Source organism: Allobosea sp. TBD101, from assembly GCF_059817965.1.
Window position 1 is genome coordinate 2,334,123 of sequence record NZ_CM187543.1, and the last position, 19,288, is coordinate 2,353,410.

Consider the following 19,288-nt stretch of genomic DNA (forward strand, 5'->3'; position numbering starts at 1 on the left):
GCAATCAACTCCTCCCGCTGCCTACCCCTTCAGGAGCAGGAGCACCGCAGCCTCGAACTCGCGGCGGCGGATGACGCGGCGCTCGGCGGCTTCGTCATCCTGGCCCCAGATGCCGATCTGGTAGTCCTCGTCGAGATGGGCGGCGTCCCAGGCGGCATCCGGATCGATCCGTCCGTTCGCCAGCGCCAGCGTGAGGATGGCCGAGCCGGTCAAGGTCATGACGTTATGGGCGCCGGCGAGCGCGAGCGGGGCGGGGATCTTGGCGACCTGCCGGGTGACGGCGGCGAGCGTCTCCACCGGTTGCTCGGCGAAGACGATGCCTTCCGCCAGCAGGAAGCGGGCGCCGATCAACGTCTCGATATCGCCGAGGATCGGCTGCCAGAGCTGGTTCTGCCGCTCGACAAGCGGCTCGGGCTCGCCGGCGCGGTAGCAGAGCGCGTCCGAGCCGGCATAGCGGACGATCTCGGCGCGCACGGCCTCCTGCTGGTCCTCGACGCCGTCGAGCGCCGAATTGACGAGCCGGGTCAGTGGCATCCGGGCGGGATCGATCCGCTCGGCCTGCGCCTGCCATTCGACGGCGAGAGCTTCTGCTACGGGGCGGGAGGTCACCGCGAGCGGCTTGCGGGCCGGGGTCCGCGCCGTCTTGCCGTCGAGGGCGACATGAAAGAGGCCGTCCCGCTCCAGAACGCTGGCTTCCTTGTAGAAGCGGGCGGGAAGCGGGTTGCGCATCGCTTGCTGGGCGGCGGCGACAGGGTCGGGCTGGCGTGAGCCGGGGGAGCCGAAGCGGGCGAGGAAATCATCGGTGGACATGGCCCCGCCATAGCGCATTCGCGCTCGGCGCGAAACGGGAGGCTCAGGCGGCGCGGATCCGGCCGAGGAACTGGGCGACCTCCGTATCGAGATGCACCGATTGGCGCGAGAGCTTGTCGGCGGATTCGGCGACATGGCTGGCGGCCTCGTCGGTTTCCGCGGCGATGCGGCAGACGATGTCGATATGCCCGGCTGCGAAGACGGTCTCGTCGGCGGCGCGCCGGATGATCTGGGCGATGTTGGCGGCGGCGGCGTTCTGCTGCTCGACCACGGTCGCGACATTGCCGGAGATCTGGTTGAGCGAGCCGACCGTCGTGTTCATGGCGTCGATCGCGCCGATCGCCTCGGAGCTGGAGTCGCGGATGGCGCCGATCTGGCTCTGGATCTCCTCGGTCGCGCGCCAGGTCTGGTTGGCGAGCGACTTGATCTCCTGGGCGACGATGGTGAAGCCGCCGCCGGACTGGCCGAGACGGGCGGCCTCGATCGAGGCGTTCAGCGCCAGCAGGTTGGTGTGCTTGGCGATGGTCGAGATCGCGTCGGTGATGTCTCCGATCTGGCCGGCCTTGCGCGACAATTCGCCGACGGTGTCGAGCACGGCGCGGGCTTGCCGCGTCGTCTCGCCGACGACCCGCGTGGTTTCCGCGACCTGGCGGTCGACCTCGGCGAAGGACTGCGCCAGCTCCGCAGTGCCTTGCGTGGCGGCGACGACATTGGACGACGTCTGGCGCGAGGATTGCGAGGCTGCGGTGGAACGCTCGGACACCTCGACCGCGCCCGTCTTCATCTGCTGCGAGGCGACGCGCAGGGATTGCACGGAGGCGATGACGTCGCGGGCGATACCGGCGATCTCGCGCTCGAAGTCATCGGCGACGGCATGCAGGACCTGGCGACGGACGAGGGCTCCTCTTTCCATGGTTTCGGCGAGGTCGCGCCGCGCTTCGTCGGCGGCCGCGCGAGCGGCATCGGCCTCGTGGCGTTCGCGTTCCGAGACTTCGAGCGATTGGCGCAGCGACCAGACCAGCCAGCTCAGCGCGATCGACTGAACGGCCACGATCAGGCCGTGCAGCAGCACCCGGTCGATCTGGTTGCCGTTGAGAAAGACGGCGCCCGGCATGATCAGGCTGAAGGCGAGGTGATGCAGAACGATGGCGGTGGTCGCCGGAATGAAGATGCGCCAGTCCAGCCAGCCGGTGAGCACCGCCAGCATGGCGAAAAAATACATGTGCATGTCGGACTGATAGGGATGCCCGGCGAAGGCATAGACCAGCAGCATGACCTGGCCCATGGTCACGATGCTGGAAACCTCGCGGGTCACCCAGCCGGTGCGGTCGATGCGCCAGATCATTGTTCCGAGCGCTGCCAGCGCGATGCCTGCCAGCCCGAGCGCGGGGCTGTGCAGCGGAGCGGCGGCTGGTGTTCCGACCGCCAGCACGCCGGCATTGGCCCAGAGGATCGCAATCAGGAAACGGGAGAAGCGCTCACGAAAACGTGTGACGGCGTTCATCGGCCACTCCCTGCGGGACTCCCGGTGCAAAGCCTGGCGAAGGCCGCGTCGATGACGAGCCAGGCTCCTGCGCCGTAGAGGGATGAGACGAAGCCATCGCGCTCGCCCATGGTGAAGGCGATGGAGGAGGCGGAATCGATCTGGATGAGACTGCCGTTCGCGCTGGAAACGGCTTGCGCGATATCGGCTGATGCGGTTCCCGCCGGAAAAAGGGCTGCGATCGGCCGACCTGGCACGGGCCAGGCTGCAATCAGGAGCGCGGCAATCGCCATCGCGATACCGCAGATCAGGCCGAAGCCGATCTCGCGCATGGACCCCCCCCACCGGTTGTCCGGTCGTCAGACGGAAACCTAGACGGGCAGGTTACGGAGGCCGGCTTTATGCTTGGTAAATTGTTTCACTTACTGTGGGGAATGCACTGACCCCGGTTCAGGATTTGAAGCGATCCTGCCAGGCGGGCTTGGAGCCGGGGAAGGGCAGGGCCGTGGCGGCATGGACGCCGCGCGCCACGGCGCGGGCCAGCACGTCTGCGGCGGCAGAGCAAAGCTCGGTCAGCGCGAAGGCATCCGAGGGGGCGCCGCTATAGCCGGTCGCTGCCGCGAAAACGATGTCGCCGTCGAGCGGGGCATGGGCGGGGCGCAAGGCGCGGGCGAGGCCATCATGCGCGGCGAGCGCGAGGCGCCGGGCCTGCGGCTTTGTCAGCACGGCATCGGTTGCGACGAGGGCGATCGTGGTGTTCTGACCGGTGCCGCCCTTGAAGCGCAGAGCGGTGTCGTGGGGGGTGATCGTAGCGGGCCAGCCGAGGGCGCCGAACTCTCCGTCGCGCTCATAGGGCGCCGACCAGAAATGCGGGCCATCGCCGATCGTGGCGCTGCCGACGGCATTGACCGCGACGAGCGCGCCGACGATCTGTCCCGTCGCGGCACGCGCGCTGGCCGAGCCGAGACCGCCTTTCAAGGTCGCCGTGGTCGCGCCGAAACCTGCGCCGGCGGTGCCGAGCGCGAAATGGGCGGAAGCCGCAGCGGCAGCCTCGGCGCCCAAGCGCGCATAGGGCGTCTCGCCTTCGCCGCGGGCCCAGGGCTTCTCGCCGCCATTCATCAGGTCGAACAGGATCGCCTGCGGGACGATCGGCACGCGGAATGCGCCGACCGGGAAGCCGCGCCCTTCCTGTGCCAGCCAGCGCATCACGCCGTCGGCGGCGCCGAGCCCCCAGGCCGAGCCGCCGGAGAGCACGATGGCGTCGACATGCTCGACGGTCATCTCGGGGTCGAGCAGGGACGTGTCGCGGGTGCCGGGCGCTCCGCCGAGCACAGCGGCCGAGGCGATTGTCGGGCGCTCGAAGATCGCGGCGGTGACGCCGGTCGCTGCCGCAGCGTCATGGGCCTGGCCGACGAGCAGGCCGCGCACGTCGGTGATGAGATTTTTCATGGAGGAACCCGATGGCGAACCGAATCGCGTCGAAGGCGTTGTGGCTACATTACGATCTTTTCATGCGCTGGCCATTGCCGGGTCAGACCGACGAGATCAGGCTGATGCCATCGCCAATCGGCTTCGAGACCCGCTGCGCGACGCTTCGACTGGACTGCTCCAAGGGAGATTGCCCGTGAAACCTATTACCCTCATCGCCGCATCGTCGATCGCGATGCTCGCCGGCAGCTTCGCCCTGGCGCAGCCGCAGCCGGTTCCGCCCGCCGGTGGAGACCAGAAGCAGGAAAGGACGGAAAGCCGCGAGCAGCGCCGCGACGAGTGGCGCGAACGCCGGGCAGAGCGCGCCAAGGCGCGGCTCGACGAGCGCTTGTCGAAGGTGCGCGCCGACCTCAAGCTTAGGCCCGAGCAGACGGCCCTGTTCGACAAGGTAGAGGGGCTGATCAAGCAGCGCAGCGCCAACCGTGGCGAGCGCTGGAACGCGATGCGCGAGCGGCGCGAGACGCTGCGCCATGCCGACCTGATGGAGCGGCTCGACGCCACCGCCAACCAGCAGGGCGAGCGCGCGGCCCGTTCCAAGGAACTCGCTGATGCGGTGCGCCCGCTCTGGGCGACGCTCAGCGACGAGCAGAAGACGGTACTGCGCCGTTCGGTGCGCGAGGCGATGGCGGAAGGGCGCGAGCGCTTCCGCGAGATGCGTGGCGGGCGCGGCGGCTGGCATGATGACGACCGAGGCGAGCGCGGAGACCGCGGCGGGCGCAGGCAATGGCGCGACCGCGACGACCAGAACGACGAGTGAGGCCCGGCCTCAATCCGTTTTCAGAAACATGACTGAAGAGAGCCGCGTCCGGATCCGGGCGCGGCTCCTCGCATCTGGCTTGCGGGCGCCTGGCGTCAGGTGCCGACCGCGTCCGAGACGCATTTCTTGGTGAAGCTGTTCTTGGCGGCGCCGGCCAGCTTCCTGTCGGCGGCCTGCTTGTCGCAGGCGGCGCCGGCGTCCTTCTCGCATTTGGTCAGGAAGCTCGTCTTCGCCGCGCCTGCCAGTTTCTTGTCCGAGGCCTGAAGGTTGCAGCTTTGCGCCTGGGCGGCGCCCGCCATGCAGCAGACTGCGAGTGCGGTCAGCAGAAGTCTTTTCATGCGAATCTCCTCTCCGGGACGGTGACGCTACGCTACCGCGCGGCCGGGAGATACGGGAGAGGAGCAGTGCCGCCCTGCTTTCGACAAAATCCCTAACGTACGGATTTCATTGCGAATTCAGGTGTTTACCATATCTGTTCAGCTTGGATTCACGGCTCGCTATTTACGCTTTGTCAGTGATTGCGATGCGAAAGGTGAGCCATGAAGCAGACATGGTCATGCTGGGCGATGCGGGCCTTCATCGGTTCCGTGTTCATCGTCTGCCTGTTCGGGCCCTACGCGCTGTCGATCCTGATCGGCTGCATTGGCGTCGGCTGCTACTTCTTCCGGCATGAGGTCGGCTCGCATCTCTGAGTGGATTGCAGCTCGTCGAGGAGCAAGCAGAAGGGTGGTTTGCGGCCGATCCCTTTCTATGGCCGGAGACCCGTAGCGGGACGTCGGACAAGGACCGCGGGCATGAAGCAACTGGCCACGTCTTGGCAGCTATGGGCCTTGCCGTCGGCCTTCTTCGCGGCCCTCACCGCGATCTTCGCCAAGATCGGGATCGAGAATGTCGGCTCCGACTTCGCCACCTTCATCCGAACGATCGTCATCCTTCTGGCGCTTGCGGCCATTCTGTCGGCGACGGGTGGTTGGCAGGGCCTCGGCTCCGTGTCGGGGCGTTCGGCCGTCTTCCTCGTGCTGTCAGGCCTCGCCACGGGCGCTTCGTGGATTTGCTACTTTCGGGCGTTGAAGCTGGGCGATGCGGCACGGGTGGCGCCCATCGACAAGATGAGCGTCGTGCTGGTTGCCCTGTTCGGCGTGATCTTCCTGGGTGAACGCCTGGCTCTCCCCAACTGGCTCGGCGTGGCGCTCATCGCTGCCGTGTTGGTGGCCTACAGGGAGTAGGGTGGTTCTCTTGGTTCCTGATTGCAGATGTCCGGGCCATCCTCGGGCTTCAGTATCGGGATTCCCGGCCAGAGCGCGATCGTCGCCTTCATCGGCATTTGTGAAGCTTAGGAAAGCCAGGCAGGTTGCTCGAGGACCGGCGGCTGTTTCCTGATCAGAGCGGCTCGCTTGCAGCTGTATCTTTTTGCGATGGGCGCGGCAGAAGCGTATGGTGAATTGCGCAGCCTTGAGCTGATATCGTGGAGAGTTTGCCGTTTCCCAAGGGAGGATGCCATGGGACGCAAGTTCATCGATTGCCGGGCATTTCCGAGTGAGATGAAGTGCTCAATCGCGATCAGCGCCGATACTGAAGACGAGCTTCTGGAGGTGGCGGTGCAGCATGCCGTCGCCGTGCACAAGCATCAGGATACGCCCGAGCTACGCGGCCAACTCAGGACCATCATCAAGGACGGCATGCCGTCCGAGAGGGCGCCCGAACGCGCTGCATGATCGAGCGATTGCCTGCGAGGCACGCAGCATCTCGGGGCGGGTGCGTGCCCGAAGCAAGGGCGGAAAATGCGAAGGGGGAGGGCGAAATCTCGCCCTCCCCCAAAATCGAAAGCAATGGGTATTGCTACCCGTGCCGAAAGGCTTAGCGCGAGTAGAACTCGATGACCAGGTTCGGTTCCATCTGCACCGCGTAGGGCACGTCCGAGAGGGTCGGGGTGCGGGTGTAGGTGGCCGAGAACTTGGTGTGGTCGGCGTCGATGTAGTCGGGCACGTCACGCTCGGCCAGGGCGGCCGACTCGATGACGATGGCGAGCTGCTTCGACGAGTCCTTGACCGCGATCACGTCGCCCGGCTTCACCTGATAGGAAGCGATGTTGACGCGCTTGCCGTTCACGGTGATGTGGCCGTGGTTGACGAACTGACGGGCGGCGAACACGGTCGGCACGAACTTGGCGCGGTAGATCACCGCGTCGAGACGGCGCTCGAGCAGGCCGATCAGGTTCTCGCCCGAGTCGCCCTTGAGGCGGATCGCCTCGGCGTAGTAGCGGCGGAACTGCTTCTCGGAGATCGAGCCGTAATAGCCCTTCAGCTTCTGCTTGGCGCGGAGCTGCGTGCCGAAGTCGGACGGCTTGCCCTTGCGGCGCTGGCCGTGCTGGCCGGGGCCGTACTCACGGCGGTTGACCGGGGACTTCGGGCGGCCCCAGATGTTCTGACCGAGGCGGCGGTCAATCTTGTACTTCGCCTCATGGCGCTTCGACATATCGCGTGTCCTCTCAGGTTCGCGAGTTGAGGACCGCGCCCTCCTGCTCCCCTGCATATTGGCCGGGGCGACAGATCCAGCTTCCGAAGAAGAGCGGATCACGGGTGCGGAAAAAGCCACGCGGCCCCGTGAGGAGCCGCGTGACGAGAGGGCGTATGACGGAAAGCCGGCTTCGAGTCAATTCCGGGACGACGAAAAGCCGAATTCAGCGCCAATAGCCATAGGGCCGATAATCATAGTAGCGGCGCGGGCGATGCTTGTACCACCCATAATGATGGCCGCGATTCCAGCCGTAATGCCGGCGCGGACCATGGCGATAGGCGCCGTGATGTCCATGGCCCTTGTGCCAGCCATGGGGCTTGGCCTGCGCTTCCGTACTCGTACCGGTGCCGGCGAAGGCGAATCCGACGGCAAGCGCCAGCAGCAACAGCAGCTTTCTCATGGACCTGGCTCCTTCTGCGGTGGTCGCCGCCATGTGGAACGTCTCGGAGCGGAGCCCGGTTCCCTCAGTTCGCCAACGGCATCGGCTCGACGACGATCTGCGCCAGGCCGTAGCCGGCGAGCGCGATCCGCAAGGGGCCGGTGAGGCCGGAGCCGTTGGTGAAGACGGCCGTGGCCTCCGGGCAGGCAAGATCAGGTTCGCGGGCGCCGGACAACAGATCGGCGACGCGGCGGGCGATCGCGGGGGCCGGATCGATCCATTCGACCGGCCAGGGCGCGATTCGCTTCATCCGCTCCAGCAGCAAGGGATAATGCGTGCAGGAGAGGGTGACGACATCGGTGCGGCGGCCATCCGCCTCGACGAAGCAGGGCGCGATCTCGGCGGCGAGGACCGCGTCGTCGACGGTCTCGCCTTTCAATGCCTGCTCGGCGAGACCGGCAAGCCGCGTCGCGCCGACCAGCGTGACACGGTGGCTGGCCGCGTAGGTCTCGATCAGTTCGCGGGTGTAGTCGCGCGCCACGGTGCCGGGCGTGGCGAGGACCGAGATCATGCCGCTGCGGGTCGCCGCTGCGGCCGGCTTGATCGCGGGCACCGTGCCGACGAAGGGGATGGCGAAGCGCGCTCGCAGGGCCGGCAGAACCAGCGTCGAGGCGGTGTTGCAGGCGATGACGACGAGATCGGGATGGAAGCGCGCAATGAGGCGTTCCATCACGACGAGGACCCGGATGACGAGCTCGTCCTCGCTCAGCCGGCCATAGGGAAAACCGGCATCATCGGCGGCATAGACGATATGGGAGCCGGGGCAGGCCTGCGTCGTGCGCCCGAGCACCGTGAGGCCGCCGAGGCCGGAATCGAAAACGAGGACGGTGGGCCGGGGGCGGGGGATCGCGAAGGGGCGGTGGCCCGTGCCGGCGAGGAGGTCGACTTGCATGAGAGTGCCGCAGGACGTCAAAGCGCGACTCCGCCAGAGACCGGTTAAGGGAGGGTCAACGGCCCGTTCAGTGACTGTCTCGAATTTAGTTGACTCCGTCCACTAAATCGCTTCGCTTCCAGGTGGAGGTGTGCCATGGAAGCCAATGAGACCGCCGTCGCCGCGATCCGTCGCTTCAACCGCTTCCATACCCGCTGGGTGGGAGCGCTTGGCGGCAGCCTGCACGGCTCGGGCCTCGCGCTCGCCGAGGCGCGCGTGCTCTACGAACTGGCGCAGCACGACGACTGGCAGGCGGGCGAGATGGCCAGGGTGCTCGATCTCGATCCGGCTTATCTTTCGCGCATCCTCAAGCGCTTTACCGGGCAGGGCTGGCTCGAACGCACTCGTTCGGCCGCCGATGGGCGTGCCTTGCGCCTGCGTTTGACGGAAAAGGGCAGGGCGGCTTTCCAACCTTTGGATCGGGCTTCCAGCGCGCAGGCCGGGGCGATTCTGCAGCGCCTGGCGCCGTTCGAACAGGTTCGCCTCGTCGAGGCGCTCGCCGATACGGAGCGCCTTCTCGCCGGAGATGCGCGCGAGCGTCCGGCCCCCGTCATTCGCGAGCATCGCGCCGGCGACATGGGCTGGGTCATCGGCGCCCATGGCCGGCTCTATGCCGAGGATTACGGTTGGGACATCTCCTTCGAGGCGCTCGTCGCGGAGATCGCCGCAAAGTTCCTGCGCGAGTTCAAGCCGGGCCGCGAGCGCTGCTTCATCGCCGAGCTGGATGGCCTGCCCGTGGGCTCGGCCTTCGTCGTGCAGGAGGACGAGGGGACCGCGAAGCTCAGGCTCGTACTGGTCGAGAAGCGGGCGCATGGGCTGGGGCTCGGCAAGCGCCTTGTCCGCGAGGCGGTCGGCTTCGCACGCGACGCCGGCTATCAGCGCATGGTGCTCTGGACCAACGACATCCTGCATGCGGCGCGCGGCATCTATGTCGGCGAGGGGTTCAAGCTGGTGGCGGAGGAAAAGCACCATTCCTTCGGCCAGGACCTTGTCGGCCAGAACTGGGAGCTGATGCTCCGGCAGAGCGCCGGCCGACGCGTCAGGCCTTCAGGCGAGTAATCGCCGCTGCCGCAGCGCGGCCGGCAAGCGTCGCGCCGCCGACCGTCATGGCGCCGCCCCCAGCCGTCGCCTCGCCGGCGATGAAGAGGCGGTTGCCGATCGGCCGGGCAAGGGCCTCGCGCGCCGCCTCGTGGCCGGGGTCGCAGATCGAGTAGGAGCCGCGGGCGTAAGGGTCGGTCCACCAGGCCGGGAAGGAGATGTCCTTCACCGTCTTGCGGAAATCGGCGCCGACCATCTTCACCAGCAGGTCGACGAGATGGGCGCGGGCCTCGTCGGTGCCGGCCTCGGAGAGCTTGCGGGCATAGTCGCCGCCGCAATAGCCGATGACGATGTCCTGGCCGCCCGGGAACATGTCGAGATTCATCAGGCGTTCCGGCGCTGCCGCTTCGAGGAAGCTCGTGCCCGGCGCGATGCCGAAGCGATCGCCCTCGACCTTGAGCGCGATCTTGGTGAGCGCGCCCATATGCAGGCCGCCGAGGGCGTCGCGCGTCGCTGCCGGCAGCTCCGGGATGAAGCGGATCGTGCCGGCTTTCAGTACGCCGACCGGCACCGTGACGATGCAGGCATTGGCGCGTAATGTTCCGGAGCGGGTGGTGACGGTGACGCCCGGCCCATCCCAGCGGACCGTCTCGACCGGCTCGCCAAGGCGGATATCGAGCCCCGCGGCCGAGCGCTCGACGAGCTTGCCGTAGCCGGAGGGAACGATGAGATCATCCCCCGACCACAGGCGCTGGTAATCGCGGGCGGAAATGCGGCTTGATTCCTCGCCGATCGAGAGCAGCAGGCCGGAAGCCGCGACGGGCGCCAGCTCCGGGCCGAGATCCCCCAGCAATTCGGCGATCGACATGTCTCGTTGGCTAAGATCGACCGTTTCCAGCCGGCGGTCGATCTGGCGGAAGGCGCTCCGGCGGCGGTTGCGTTCCGGCTCGGCCATCGGCCGGCCATCGGCGAAGACCTTGAAGCCGGTTCCCCAGGATTCGGCGGGTGTGGCGATGTCGAGGTCGCGAGCGATCTGGACCCAGGGATTGCGCTCGGCCCAATGGATGAACATGGCGCCCGCATCATAGGCGGGGCCAAGCGAGGCGTCGGTGAAGGCGCGCCCGCCGATGCGGCGACGCGCTTCGAGCACGACGGCCTGCCGCCCGGCAGCACGCAGGGCCTGCGCGGCGGCGATGCCGGCGGCACCGGCGCCGATCACGATGACGTCGGTATCCGTGGCGGCACGCGCATGGCCGGCGACAGCAAAGCTCGCGGCCATGGAGCCTGTTCCCGTCAAGATCGTCCGGCGGTCGAGCATCTCTGAAGTCCCTTGATGCCCCGCATGTTGGAGCCCAGCAGTTGCATTGCAACCGGAAGCTGGCGGGCGAGAGGCAGGAGGCGATCACGAGATCGGGAGCCGGCGGGCCATAGGTCGCAGAGATCCAATTTGGAATGAGGTGATCAAATATTGTTGTTTAGATAAATTCTACTGCTGTTATCTTTCTGTATCGGGATGTTTCCTTCGATATGTAGGCAATTGACAGTTATTGAGTCGATCGGTATCCGATAATTGTCTTATCTAGGCAGATAAGAACTTGTTTGTACTAATTTAAAACTATTGAGGCGCGCGGCTTCGGTCGCGGCGCTCAGAAGGACGGGCCAGGCCATGGGGACGTATTCCGGCACATTGCGCGAAGGTGTCGCGCTCGGCGCTTTGATCGTGGTTCTGCTGGCTTCGCCCGCCATCGCGCAGCAGCAAGGCCGCACGCGCACCGCGCCAGTGGTGCAGGCTGCGGAGGCTCCGGTCGTTCTCGACCAGATCAATGTTCAGGGCGAGGGGCAGCCTGGCGGCGCGCTGCTCGGCGGACCGACGACGACGCGCACGACGCGCGCGGAGCTCGACCGCCAGCAGATCCAGAGCATTTCGGAGCTGTCGCAGCGACTCGAGGCCGGCATCAGCTTTAATCGGGTGAACGGCTCGGTGAACATCCGTGGCCTGGACGGCGCGCGCGTGCTGACCACGGTCGACGGTATCCGCCAGCCCTTCATCCAGGATAACCGGATCGACCGCAGCATCGGCACGGCCTTCGATTTCGACGCGCTGTCGACACTTGACCTCCTGCGCGGCGGCAGCGGCAGCAGCACGCTGGGTTCAGGCTCGCTCGGCGGCGCGCTGGCCGTGCGCACCCTCGATCCGGAAGACCTGATCCGTCCCGGCAAGACGATCGGCGGTCTCGCAAAGACCGGGTTCGACACGACCGACAAGGCCGTCTTCGGCAGCGGCGCGGTCGCCGGTCGGTTCCACAATACCTGGGTGCTGTTGCAGGGTGGCTTCCGGAAGGGGCACGAGACCGATAGCCGCGGCTCGAATCCGACGATCGGCGCGACCCGTACCGAGCCGAACCCGGCCGATTTCAATCAGTACAGCTTCCTCGCCAAGGTCCATCAATACGTGAACGAGGCGCATCGCTTCGGGCTGACCGGCGAGATCTTCAAGCGTGACGAGAAGATCCAAACGCGGACGAGCGCGGTCTCGCTCACCGGAAACTACCGCCCCGGCGCGCACCAGACCCAGGAGGATGTGGAGCGCAAGCGCGTTTCGCTGACCTATGACTACAAGCAGCCGGGCGGGTTCATCGACGAGGCCCATGCCAATCTCTACTGGCAGGGCGTCACGCGGAACTCGATCCTCAACGCCTACCGCCATACGAGCGTGGTTGGTCCCTATGCCCGCAACAACGAGGTCGAGGAGAAGTCCTTCGGCTTCAACGGCCACCTGATCAAGAGCTTCATCACCGGCCCCGTCTCGCACAGGCTGACGCTCGGCACGGAGCTGCGTGCATCGACGCTCGACCAGTATTCGGCGGGACTGGACAGCTGCCGCCGCCCCTATACGGGCGCGTTCACCGCCTGCAACAACCTGCACACGAACCAGTCCGACACGCCGCGCGTCGAGGGCAACATGATGGGGTTCTACGCCCATCATCAGCTCGGCTTCCTCAACGATACGCTGCGCCTGACGCCGGGTGTCCGCTTCGACCGGTATGAGGAAAAGCCGAAGGCGACGGCGGCCTATGTCGCGAGCTCATCCTTCGCGGGGACGCCTGCCGCGTCCAGCGACGACGCCTGGTCGCCGCGCGTCCGGCTGGAATACGACATCGTCAAGAACGCGCCTTACATCAAGGACGTGACGCTGTTCGCGCAATGGTCAAAGGGCTTCCGGGCACCGACCGCCAGCGAACTCTATGCGAATTTCGGCGCTGTCGGCACCTATCTGCGTAGCGGCAATCCCGAACTGCGACCGGAAACCAGCAACGGCATCGATGTCGGCTTCCGCTTCGGCGACAAGGCGTTCGGCGGCTCGGTGACCTATTTCCACACGAACTACCGCAACTTCATCGAAACGGTGCAGGTCGTCGCTGCCAGAGACAGCGTTCTCTATCCGCAGGGTGGTATCACCAGCTACCAGAACGTGGCGCGCGTCGAGATTTCCGGCGTCGAGGCCAACATGCAGTACGCTTTCGCGCCGAACTGGCTGGTGCGCGGCTCCTTCGCCTATACGGACGGCAAGAACAAGGTCACCGGCATCGGTCTCAACTCGATCCCGCCGGTGCAGGGCATCCTCGCCATTGCCTATGGCAACGAGAACTGGGGCGGCGAGCTGTCGACGAAGCTGGCCGGTGCCCGCAAGAGCGTCGCCACGACCGGCACGACACAGGGCTTCCAGGCGCCGGGCTACGCGATCTTCAACGCGATGGGCTGGTGGCGGCCGATGCCGCAGATCGCGGACCTTGAATTGCAGGTCGGCGTCTACAATATCTTCGATCGGAAATACTGGGATGCCGTGACGGTGCCGACGGGCGTGCTGGCGCAGGCCCGCGACTATTACAGCGAGCCGGGCCGCACCGTGAAGGCGACGTTGAAGTACCAATTCTGACCGGGCGTTTCGAGACCCCCCGACCAGACGAGCCGGCCCTTCGGGGCCGGCTTTTTTTTATCCTTCGGAGCCGTCTGCCTCATCCGCCTGCCGGGCCAGGAGACGCGCCTTCTTCGGGCCCTCGACCAGCGACTTGAAGACGCCACGCAGCGTCCGGGCTTCCTGCTCGGTCATGTCGAGCCGGTGCAGGATGTCGCGCAGGTTCGCAGTCATCACCGGCTTCTTGCCGGCCGGGAAGAAGCCGCAGAGATCGAGCTCGCCCTCGAGATAGTCGAACATCGACAGGATCATCTCGCGCTTGGCCGGCGGCGAGGGGTTATTCTCGCGGAAGGGTGGCTCGCCACCCGTCGTCTTGAACCATTCGTAGCCGTTGAGCAGCACGGCCTGGGCGAGGTTCAGCGAGGCGAAGGCGGGATTGACCGGGAAGGTCAGGATCGCGTCGGCGAGGCTGATCTCCTCGTTGGTCAGGCCGATACGTTCGCGCCCGAACAGGATGCCGACGCGCTCGCCGGAACCGATCCGGCCGGCGACCTCGGGCATGGCCTCGGCCGGGGTGAGCACGCGCTTCATCTGGCCACGTTCGCGGGCCGTGGTCGCCAGGACATGGTTGAGATCGGCGATGGCCTCCGCCGCGCTGTCGAAGAGCCGCGCGTTCTCGAGGATATGCGTTGCGCCGGAGGCGGCGGCCGTCGCGCCCTTCTTGAGGCCGCCGCCGCTCGGCCAGCCGTCGCGCGGGGCGACAAGGCGCATCTCGGAGAGGCCGAAATTCGCCATGGCGCGGGCGCACATGCCGATATTCTCGGCGAGCTGAGGCTCGACCAGGATGACGATCGGGGCGGGGGCCTGGACGGCCGGGCGGGTGCGGTCAGTGCCGGAACCGGTCATGGAAATTCGCTTCGTATGATCTTGGTGCAGCCTCCGAACGGGCCGCCGGGGACGCCATACGGCAAGCCGGTTCTCATGGCGAGCCCGCGGGTGACGAGAGGCTCGGGCGCTGCGCTCTGTCAGGGCGGGCGAGAGCCTCGCCGTCAGCTTTTGTTGACGATCAGGCATATGTCAACTAAGGTTGACGGATGGATGACCTGCGCAACATCGCCATCCCGACCGATCCCGAGGAAGCCCTGGCGGCCGTTGTGGCCTTGCGCCGCCTGGCGGACAGGATCGAGCGCGCGGCGGTGCGCTCGGCCCTGCGGCAAGGCTGGTCGTGGTCGCGGATTGCCCTGGCCCTCGGGGTCACCAAGCAGGCCGCCCATAAACGGCTTTCGGATGTGGCCGCGGATGACGGCTCCGCCTAGGGAGAATGCGATGTTCAAACGCATCAGAGCGAAGCTCGACGACATGAGCACGATCAAGCGCCTCTGCGAGCGGGCGGAAGCCCATGCCTTGCACGATCAGCAGCGAGAGCCGGGGGCTGAGCATTTTCTGCTGGCCGCGCTCGATCTGCCGGACGGCACGGCCCGTCTCGCCTTCGAGCGGGCAGGGGCGGAACCCGACGCGCTGAAGGCCGCGATCGAACGGCAATATGGCGATGCCCTTCGGTCGATCGGCCTGACGGGGAATGCGCCGGATGAAATGCCCCTGTCAGCAAATCCTGGTGCCTACCAGGCCGCACCGTCCGGCCAGGCCATCATGCAGGAACTGGCGCAAACCCGGAGAGATCATGCGCCCTTGCTCGGCGCTCATGTCGTCAGCATCGTGGCGGGCCTGCCGCAGGGCGTGGCGCCTCGGGCGCTGCGTGCGCTCGGTGTCGATCCCGCCATCCTGAAGTCAAGCGCCGACGCGATCGTCGGGACAAGCGTTCGCTGACCGCCAGCGCTTTCGGGCCGTAGCGCATCAGGGCCGGGGCAAGACTCATCTGCGCCCCGGAAAAAGGAAATTTGCGGCTGCCCGTGCGTTCCCGCGCGGGCAGCAGCCAGGCCGGCCGGATGTGCCGGCGGAGAATCCCGCTCGAACTACCCCGCCGCCTGCTCGACGGCGCGGAGCACGCGCAGCGTGTTGCCGCCGGCGAGCTTGGTGAGGTTCTCCTCGGACCAGCCGCGGCGGATCAGCTCCGCGATCACCGACGGGAAGGTCGTGGTGTCCTCGAGCCCGTCCGGATTGACCCAGCCGAAGAAGTCCGAGCCGATGCCGACATGGTCGTGGCCGATGCGTTTGGCGAGGTATTCGACATGGTCGCAATATTCCGGCAGCGTCGCCTTCGGGCGCGGGCCGGACTTGCGCTCGATCTCGGCCTCGACCTTCGCGTAATCCATGCCTTCAGGCGTCTTGCCGTACTGGTCCTTGGCCGGACGGTGCCAGTCGCGCGAGGCCTGGCTGATGAAGTCCGGCACAAAGGTCGCCATCACGACGCCGCCATTGCCGGCGACGCGGTCGAGCACGTCGTCGGGGACGTTGCGCGGGTGGTCGCAGAGCGTGAAGGCGTTCGAATGCGACCAGACCAGCGGGGCGCTGGAGACGTCGAGCGCGTCATGCATCACCTTGGGCGAGACATGGGCGAGGTCGATCACCATGCCGAGCTTGTTCATCCGGCGCAGCACGTCCTTGCCGAAGCCGGTGAGGCCATTATGGCGCGGGGCGTCGGTGGCGGAATCGCACCAGTCGGTGGTGTCGTTGTGGCAGAGCGTCATCAGGCGCACGCCGAGATCGTAATAGGCGTCGAGCGAGTCGAGTTCGCCGTCAACGGCAGAGCCGTTTTCGATGGTCATGAACAGGGCGATGCGCCCCTCGGCCTTGGCGGCCTCGACATCCGCCGCGGAAAGACCCGGACGGAACGCGTCGGCATGACGCTTGAGGATGCCGCGCATCAGCGCGATCTGGGCGAGCGCGAAGCCGGCGGGATTGGGCTGCTTCGGCGGGACATAGGCCGCGAAGAACTGCGCCGCCATCTTGCCGGCCTGCATGCGCGGGATGTCGGTGTCGCCCTCGGCATGGACCTTGTCGAGGCCATAGGCGGCGACGTCGCCCTTCGCCTTGGCGTCCTTGCGCATGACATAGGGCAGGTCGTTGTGGCCGTCGATCAGCGGCACGCGATCGAGCAGGGCGAGCGCGGCGGCGTAGGCATTATCCTGGACGGGCGGTTTGGCGAGGGCCATGGCGAGGTCTCGGTCGGGAATCGGGAGGCGGATCGTGGCAGGGTGCGGGCCATGAGGCGAGGGGGCAGGACGCAGGTCGGTCATCCCGCAGGCGCTACCGTGTCATCCCGCGCGCAAAGGTGTCATCCCGCACGCGATGCGGCACGATAGTGTTGCTGCGCAGATGCGGGATCGCCCGACGAGAAGGCGCCTTTTCCGGGTGGCGGTCCCGTGTCTGCGCAGCGGCATTGCATGCCGCAGCGCGCACGGGATGACAGCGCCTTTCAGCAGGCGCCTTTCAGCAGGCGGCGTCTCAGGTGAAACGCGCCGGCGCGAACGGCGCCGGATCGACGAAGACCTTCTGGCCCGTCACCATCTCCGCGATCATGCGGCCGGTGACGGCGGCGAGCGTCAGGCCGTGATGGGCGTGGCCGAAGGAGAACCACAGGCCCTTGTGCTTCGGCGCCGGGCCGATGATCGGCATCATGTCGGGTGTGCAGGGGCGGCGGCCGAGCCAGGGCTCGGCGTCGACGCGCTCGCCGAGCGGGAAGAGCTGCTTGGCGATCGGCTCGGCGCGGGCCAACTGGACCGGGGTCTTCGGAGCATCACGGTCGGCGAACTCGGCGCCGGTGGTCAGGCGGATGCCCTGCAGCATCGGCGCGAGGAAATAGCCGCGCTCGGTGTCGAGTACCGGGTGGTTGAGCACGGCGTTGCCCTGCGGCTTGTAATGCATGTGATAGCCGCGCTTGACCGCCAGCGGCAGGCGATAGCCGAGCTTGTTGCTGAGCACGTCCGCCCAGGGGCCGAGCGCGACGACGACATCCTTGGCCTCGGCCGTGGTGCCGCCGGCGAGGGTGACGGTCCAGCCGGCGCCGTTCTGCTGGAGCGTGCCGGCATTGCCGATGGCGAGCTTGCCGCCAAGCTTCTCGAACAGCGCGACATAGGCCTTGGACAGGCCGAGCGGGTCGACGACCGTCGTCGGATCGGTCCAGTGCAGGCCGCCGATCAGGCTGCCATGGTCGAGATGCGGCTCCTCGGCCTTGAGGGTGGCCATATCGAGCGCGCGGTAGTTCAGGCCGAATTCGCGGTTCCAGCGGGCGGCCTCGGCGAGGCGGGTGTCGCGCTCCTTCTCGGTGCGGAACACCTTCATCCAGCCGTCGCGGCGCAACAGATTGGTGGCGCCGGCCTCCTGCGCGAGCGCGTCATGCTCGGTGACGCAATGCTCGATCAGCTTGGCGTATTTATGCGCGATCGCCTCGTGCTGGGAGGCGCGCGAATGCATCCAGTACGAGAACAGGAAGGGGGCGAGCTTCGGGATCGCGCTCCAATGGTAGGACGCGTCGATCGTGTTGTTCATCGCATAGCGGAAGAGCGCGCCGAAATCATGCGGGAAGCCGTAGGGGTAGACGCCCTCGCGCTGGATCAGGCCGGCATTGCCATAGCTGGTTTCCTCGCCCGGAGCGCGACGGTCGACCAGCAAGGTGGCGCGCCCAGCCTTCTGGAGATGAAGCGCGACCGAAATGCCGACGACACCGGCGCCGAGAACGATCGTATCCACCTTCATGACCTGCTCCTGCCAACCCTTTTCCCGCAAGGATACCGGTTTGCGCCGGCTTGTCAGCGGCGCGACCGGATTTTGCGCGGAATGGGGTGATCTTTCGCAATTTCTGCGCCTACTCCCCGAGATGGTCTGCGGTAGGGTTTCATAGTCGGGATAGGGCGCAATTTTATGCCGGCGCAGGACCGGCTTGCTTCGCCGGCAGGTGACGCTGCGCGCGCCGTCAGTCAGTGTGCGTCTGTTTCGACAGCGATTCCAGAGCCCAAGCCGATGAATCCCGCCGCCTTCCTCGCTGCCGCGCTCGCGTGGCTTGGCCGCCATGGCACGCAAGGCTTCGCGCTCTCGATCTTCCTCGGCCTGGCGCTGCCGCAATTCTCGGCGATGGCGCGTCCGGCGCTGCCGATCACGATCTTCTGCTTCACCACGGTCGTGTTCATGCGGCTCGACATGGGCGTGACGCTCGGGCTGTTCCGGAAACCGGCCAAGCTTGCTGCAAGCTGCCTCTGGCTCATCGCCGGGCCGGTGCTGCTGATCGGCGGGGCGCTGCTGCTGGTCGGGCGCGAAAACCTCGATCCCGGTATCGTGCTCGGGCTCGCGATTATGGGCGCGGCCCCGCCGATCATGTCCTCACCGGCGGTCGCGATCCTCTACGGTTTCGAGCCCTCGCTGATCATCGCCAGCGTCATCCTGACCACGATCGTCAGCCCGATCGTTGCGCCGATCCTGGTCGAATTGCTGGCAGGCGCCGCCGTGCCGCTCGACCGCTGGGCGCTGACGCTGCGCCTCCTGATCTTCATCGGCGGCGGCATGGCGGTCGCGGCCGCGGTCCGGTTCTGGCTCGGGCTGGCGCGCATCAAGGCGATGAAGGCCAATCTCGATGGCTTCGGCGTGCTGATGTACTTCATCTTCGCGATCGCCGCGATGGACGGCGTGACCAAGGCCGCGCTCGACAATCCCAGGCTCGTCCTGTTCGTGCTGGGATGCGTCTTCGCGGTCTCGGCGGCGGGGTTGGTGTCGAGCTGGCTGGTATTGCGGCTCCTGCCGGCCTCCGAACGCTTCATGATCGGCTACGGCACCGGGCAGCGGAACATGGGCCTGCTGGTCGCGGCGCTGGGAGCCGGGGTCTCGCCGACGACCTTTCTCTATTTCGCGCTGGCGCAGTTCCCGATCTACCTGCTGCCCTGGCTGCTCAGCGGGATTGCCGCCGGGATTCGACGCCGGGAGGCTGCTGACGGGCGTTGACGCTGGGGCTTGCGAGG

General features: G+C 66.7%; 22 protein-coding genes. 10 read left to right on the forward strand and 12 right to left on the reverse strand.

The genetic code is table 11. The features are described from left to right. Positions 1 to 21: 21 nt before the first annotated feature. The 4 genes from AC6RIC_RS11355 to AC6RIC_RS11370 all read right to left on the reverse strand — a co-directional run bounded on the left by AC6RIC_RS11355 (position 22) and on the right by AC6RIC_RS11370 (position 3,742). The gene (locus AC6RIC_RS11355) at positions 22 to 810 is read right to left on the reverse strand and encodes an ATP12 family chaperone protein (RefSeq protein WP_499736254.1); all 789 of its coding nucleotides are present in this window, start codon (positions 808 to 810) and stop codon (positions 22 to 24) included. A 43-nt stretch (positions 811 to 853) separates the two neighbouring features. Next, positions 854 to 2,314, reverse strand: a complete 1,461-nt coding sequence (locus AC6RIC_RS11360) for a methyl-accepting chemotaxis protein (RefSeq protein ID WP_499736255.1) — start codon at positions 2,312 to 2,314, stop codon at positions 854 to 856. After that, complete coding sequence (locus AC6RIC_RS11365; protein ID WP_454656383.1) at positions 2,311 to 2,625, reverse strand: hypothetical protein; 315 nt, start codon at positions 2,623 to 2,625, stop codon at positions 2,311 to 2,313. Before AC6RIC_RS11365 ends, AC6RIC_RS11360 begins: the two co-directional genes overlap by 4 nt. A gap of 118 nt (positions 2,626 to 2,743) precedes the next feature. Then, positions 2,744 to 3,742: a P1 family peptidase gene (locus AC6RIC_RS11370; RefSeq protein WP_454656384.1), complete on the reverse strand. Its 999-nt coding sequence runs from the start codon at positions 3,740 to 3,742 to the stop codon at positions 2,744 to 2,746. Between the two features lie 11 nt (positions 3,743 to 3,753). Here AC6RIC_RS11370 and AC6RIC_RS11375 point away from each other — a divergent pair, with 11 nt between their 5' ends. Next, positions 3,754 to 3,921, forward strand: a complete 168-nt coding sequence (locus tag AC6RIC_RS11375; RefSeq protein WP_499736256.1) for a hypothetical protein — start codon at positions 3,754 to 3,756, stop codon at positions 3,919 to 3,921. Further along, on the forward strand, positions 3,918 to 4,538 hold the full coding sequence (locus AC6RIC_RS11380; protein WP_454656385.1) for a Spy/CpxP family protein refolding chaperone: 621 nt from the start codon (positions 3,918 to 3,920) through the stop codon (positions 4,536 to 4,538). The genes AC6RIC_RS11375 and AC6RIC_RS11380 overlap by 4 nt, the downstream gene beginning before the upstream one ends. A gap of 95 nt (positions 4,539 to 4,633) precedes the next feature. On the opposite strand, the gene AC6RIC_RS11385 is transcribed toward AC6RIC_RS11380, so the two are convergent. Further along, positions 4,634 to 4,876, reverse strand: coding sequence for a hypothetical protein (locus AC6RIC_RS11385; RefSeq protein WP_454656386.1), 243 nt, complete (start codon positions 4,874 to 4,876; stop codon positions 4,634 to 4,636). A gap of 201 nt (positions 4,877 to 5,077) precedes the next feature. On the opposite strand from AC6RIC_RS11385, the gene AC6RIC_RS11390 reads away from it, so the two are divergent. The 3 genes from AC6RIC_RS11390 to AC6RIC_RS11400 all read left to right on the forward strand — a co-directional run bounded on the left by AC6RIC_RS11390 (position 5,078) and on the right by AC6RIC_RS11400 (position 6,253). After that, on the forward strand, positions 5,078 to 5,230 hold the full coding sequence (locus tag AC6RIC_RS11390; protein ID WP_454656387.1) for a hypothetical protein: 153 nt from the start codon (positions 5,078 to 5,080) through the stop codon (positions 5,228 to 5,230). Positions 5,231 to 5,332: 102 nt separating this feature from the next. After that, positions 5,333 to 5,764 carry an EamA family transporter gene (locus AC6RIC_RS11395; RefSeq protein ID WP_499736257.1) on the forward strand — a complete coding sequence of 144 codons (432 nt, stop codon included), beginning with the start codon at positions 5,333 to 5,335 and terminating at the stop codon, positions 5,762 to 5,764. Positions 5,765 to 6,037: 273 nt separating this feature from the next. Further along, positions 6,038 to 6,253: a DUF1059 domain-containing protein gene (locus AC6RIC_RS11400; protein ID WP_488850061.1), complete on the forward strand. Its 216-nt coding sequence runs from the start codon at positions 6,038 to 6,040 to the stop codon at positions 6,251 to 6,253. A gap of 142 nt (positions 6,254 to 6,395) precedes the next feature. Here the strand turns inward: AC6RIC_RS11400 and rpsD are convergent, their stop codons facing one another. From rpsD to murI, 3 genes are all read right to left on the reverse strand, one after another. Beyond that, entirely contained in the window at positions 6,396 to 7,013 is a 618-nt protein-coding gene (rpsD, locus tag AC6RIC_RS11405; RefSeq protein WP_454656390.1) for a 30S ribosomal protein S4, read from the reverse strand. A gap of 205 nt (positions 7,014 to 7,218) precedes the next feature. After that, positions 7,219 to 7,455 carry a hypothetical protein gene (locus AC6RIC_RS11410; RefSeq protein WP_499736258.1) on the reverse strand — a complete coding sequence of 79 codons (237 nt, stop codon included), beginning with the start codon at positions 7,453 to 7,455 and terminating at the stop codon, positions 7,219 to 7,221. A gap of 64 nt (positions 7,456 to 7,519) precedes the next feature. Continuing rightward, entirely contained in the window at positions 7,520 to 8,386 is an 867-nt protein-coding gene (gene murI, locus AC6RIC_RS11415) for a glutamate racemase (protein WP_499736259.1), read from the reverse strand. A 135-nt stretch (positions 8,387 to 8,521) separates the two neighbouring features. Here murI and AC6RIC_RS11420 point away from each other — a divergent pair, with 135 nt between their 5' ends. Next, entirely contained in the window at positions 8,522 to 9,484 is a 963-nt protein-coding gene (locus AC6RIC_RS11420) for a bifunctional helix-turn-helix transcriptional regulator/GNAT family N-acetyltransferase (RefSeq protein WP_499736260.1), read from the forward strand. On the opposite strand, the gene AC6RIC_RS11425 is transcribed toward AC6RIC_RS11420, so the two are convergent. After that, positions 9,465 to 10,742 (reverse strand): flavin monoamine oxidase family protein, encoded by a 1,278-nt coding sequence (locus AC6RIC_RS11425; RefSeq protein WP_499736261.1) that lies wholly within the window; start codon positions 10,740 to 10,742, stop codon positions 9,465 to 9,467. The genes AC6RIC_RS11420 and AC6RIC_RS11425 overlap by 20 nt on opposite strands. A 387-nt stretch (positions 10,743 to 11,129) precedes the next feature. Here AC6RIC_RS11425 and AC6RIC_RS11430 point away from each other — a divergent pair, with 387 nt between their 5' ends. Then, positions 11,130 to 13,400: a TonB-dependent hemoglobin/transferrin/lactoferrin family receptor gene (locus AC6RIC_RS11430; RefSeq protein WP_499736262.1), complete on the forward strand. Its 2,271-nt coding sequence runs from the start codon at positions 11,130 to 11,132 to the stop codon at positions 13,398 to 13,400. Between the two features lie 57 nt (positions 13,401 to 13,457). On the opposite strand, the gene AC6RIC_RS11435 is transcribed toward AC6RIC_RS11430, so the two are convergent. Then, positions 13,458 to 14,285, reverse strand: a complete 828-nt coding sequence (locus tag AC6RIC_RS11435; RefSeq protein ID WP_499736263.1) for an RNA methyltransferase — start codon at positions 14,283 to 14,285, stop codon at positions 13,458 to 13,460. Between the two features lie 188 nt (positions 14,286 to 14,473). On the opposite strand from AC6RIC_RS11435, the gene AC6RIC_RS11440 reads away from it, so the two are divergent. Both AC6RIC_RS11440 and AC6RIC_RS11445 read left to right on the forward strand, forming a co-directional pair. Next, on the forward strand, positions 14,474 to 14,695 hold the full coding sequence (locus AC6RIC_RS11440) for a hypothetical protein (RefSeq protein ID WP_454656397.1): 222 nt from the start codon (positions 14,474 to 14,476) through the stop codon (positions 14,693 to 14,695). Between the two features lie 10 nt (positions 14,696 to 14,705). Further along, positions 14,706 to 15,206 carry a Clp protease N-terminal domain-containing protein gene (locus tag AC6RIC_RS11445; RefSeq protein WP_499736264.1) on the forward strand — a complete coding sequence of 167 codons (501 nt, stop codon included), beginning with the start codon at positions 14,706 to 14,708 and terminating at the stop codon, positions 15,204 to 15,206. A 146-nt stretch (positions 15,207 to 15,352) separates the two neighbouring features. Here the strand turns inward: AC6RIC_RS11445 and AC6RIC_RS11450 are convergent, their stop codons facing one another. Next, positions 15,353 to 16,492 carry a dipeptidase gene (locus tag AC6RIC_RS11450; protein ID WP_454656399.1) on the reverse strand — a complete coding sequence of 380 codons (1,140 nt, stop codon included), beginning with the start codon at positions 16,490 to 16,492 and terminating at the stop codon, positions 15,353 to 15,355. A 292-nt stretch (positions 16,493 to 16,784) separates the two neighbouring features. Beyond that, entirely contained in the window at positions 16,785 to 18,035 is a 1,251-nt protein-coding gene (locus AC6RIC_RS11455; protein WP_499736265.1) for an NAD(P)/FAD-dependent oxidoreductase, read from the reverse strand. Between the two features lie 264 nt (positions 18,036 to 18,299). Between AC6RIC_RS11455 and AC6RIC_RS11460 the strand changes: the two genes are divergently transcribed. Beyond that, positions 18,300 to 19,271 carry a hypothetical protein gene (locus tag AC6RIC_RS11460; RefSeq protein ID WP_499736266.1) on the forward strand — a complete coding sequence of 324 codons (972 nt, stop codon included), beginning with the start codon at positions 18,300 to 18,302 and terminating at the stop codon, positions 19,269 to 19,271. Positions 19,272 to 19,288 lie beyond the last annotated feature (17 nt).

What these genes read in the sequence shown, in the direction of transcription:
- AC6RIC_RS11455 (WP_499736265.1), bottom strand. Translation starts at nt 18,035, where the DNA reads ATGAAGGTGGATACGATCGTTCTCGGCGCCGGTGTCGTCGGCATTTCG.
- AC6RIC_RS11395 (WP_499736257.1), top strand. Translation starts at nt 5,333, where the DNA reads ATGAAGCAACTGGCCACGTCTTGGCAGCTATGGGCCTTGCCGTCGGCC.
- rpsD (WP_454656390.1), bottom strand. Translation starts at nt 7,013, where the DNA reads ATGTCGAAGCGCCATGAGGCGAAGTACAAGATTGACCGCCGCCTCGGT.
- murI (WP_499736259.1), bottom strand. Translation starts at nt 8,386, where the DNA reads ATGCAAGTCGACCTCCTCGCCGGCACGGGCCACCGCCCCTTCGCGATC.
- AC6RIC_RS11440 (WP_454656397.1), top strand. Translation starts at nt 14,474, where the DNA reads ATGGATGACCTGCGCAACATCGCCATCCCGACCGATCCCGAGGAAGCC.
- AC6RIC_RS11435 (WP_499736263.1), bottom strand. Translation starts at nt 14,285, where the DNA reads ATGACCGGTTCCGGCACTGACCGCACCCGCCCGGCCGTCCAGGCCCCC.
- AC6RIC_RS11400 (WP_488850061.1), top strand. Translation starts at nt 6,038, where the DNA reads ATGGGACGCAAGTTCATCGATTGCCGGGCATTTCCGAGTGAGATGAAG.
- AC6RIC_RS11410 (WP_499736258.1), bottom strand. Translation starts at nt 7,455, where the DNA reads ATGAGAAAGCTGCTGTTGCTGCTGGCGCTTGCCGTCGGATTCGCCTTC.
- AC6RIC_RS11390 (WP_454656387.1), top strand. Translation starts at nt 5,078, where the DNA reads ATGAAGCAGACATGGTCATGCTGGGCGATGCGGGCCTTCATCGGTTCC.
- AC6RIC_RS11385 (WP_454656386.1), bottom strand. Translation starts at nt 4,876, where the DNA reads ATGAAAAGACTTCTGCTGACCGCACTCGCAGTCTGCTGCATGGCGGGC.
- AC6RIC_RS11450 (WP_454656399.1), bottom strand. Translation starts at nt 16,492, where the DNA reads ATGGCCCTCGCCAAACCGCCCGTCCAGGATAATGCCTACGCCGCCGCG.
- AC6RIC_RS11420 (WP_499736260.1), top strand. Translation starts at nt 8,522, where the DNA reads ATGGAAGCCAATGAGACCGCCGTCGCCGCGATCCGTCGCTTCAACCGC.
- AC6RIC_RS11370 (WP_454656384.1), bottom strand. Translation starts at nt 3,742, where the DNA reads ATGAAAAATCTCATCACCGACGTGCGCGGCCTGCTCGTCGGCCAGGCC.
- AC6RIC_RS11430 (WP_499736262.1), top strand. Translation starts at nt 11,130, where the DNA reads ATGGGGACGTATTCCGGCACATTGCGCGAAGGTGTCGCGCTCGGCGCT.
- AC6RIC_RS11445 (WP_499736264.1), top strand. Translation starts at nt 14,706, where the DNA reads ATGTTCAAACGCATCAGAGCGAAGCTCGACGACATGAGCACGATCAAG.
- AC6RIC_RS11360 (WP_499736255.1), bottom strand. Translation starts at nt 2,314, where the DNA reads ATGAACGCCGTCACACGTTTTCGTGAGCGCTTCTCCCGTTTCCTGATT.
- AC6RIC_RS11355 (WP_499736254.1), bottom strand. Translation starts at nt 810, where the DNA reads ATGTCCACCGATGATTTCCTCGCCCGCTTCGGCTCCCCCGGCTCACGC.
- AC6RIC_RS11425 (WP_499736261.1), bottom strand. Translation starts at nt 10,742, where the DNA reads ATGGCCGCGAGCTTTGCTGTCGCCGGCCATGCGCGTGCCGCCACGGAT.
- AC6RIC_RS11365 (WP_454656383.1), bottom strand. Translation starts at nt 2,625, where the DNA reads ATGCGCGAGATCGGCTTCGGCCTGATCTGCGGTATCGCGATGGCGATT.
- AC6RIC_RS11460 (WP_499736266.1), top strand. Translation starts at nt 18,300, where the DNA reads ATGAATCCCGCCGCCTTCCTCGCTGCCGCGCTCGCGTGGCTTGGCCGC.
- AC6RIC_RS11375 (WP_499736256.1), top strand. Translation starts at nt 3,754, where the DNA reads ATGGCGAACCGAATCGCGTCGAAGGCGTTGTGGCTACATTACGATCTT.